This is a genomic window from Paraburkholderia sp. BR10923 (assembly GCF_040948765.1).
GTDB classification, from domain to species: domain Bacteria; phylum Pseudomonadota; class Gammaproteobacteria; order Burkholderiales; family Burkholderiaceae; genus Paraburkholderia; species Paraburkholderia youngii.
Genome location: NZ_JBFPKO010000209.1, coordinates 1 through 262, shown reverse-complemented (window position 1 = coordinate 262; position 262 = coordinate 1). Strand labels below are relative to the sequence as shown.

The window sequence follows — 262 nt, the reverse complement described above, 5'->3', positions numbered from 1 at the left end:
GAGTGCTCTTGCGTAGCAACTAGGGACAAGGGTTGCGCTCGTTGCGGGACTTAACCCAACATCTCACGACACGAGCTGACGACAGCCATGCAGCACCTGTGTGATGGCTCCCTTTCGGGCACTCCCGCCTCTCAGCAGGATTCCATCCATGTCAAGGGTAGGTAAGGTTTTTCGCGTTGCATCGAATTAATCCACATCATCCACCGCTTGTGCGGGTCCCCGTCAATTCCTTTGAGTTTTAATCTTGCGACCGTACTCCCCA

The 262-nt window shown here is 54.2% G+C and carries 1 rRNA gene; it reads right to left on the bottom strand.

Annotated elements, in window-relative coordinates:
- Positions 1-262: ribosomal RNA gene (locus tag AB3X94_RS42140) — 16S ribosomal RNA — on the bottom strand; the annotation flags it as partial.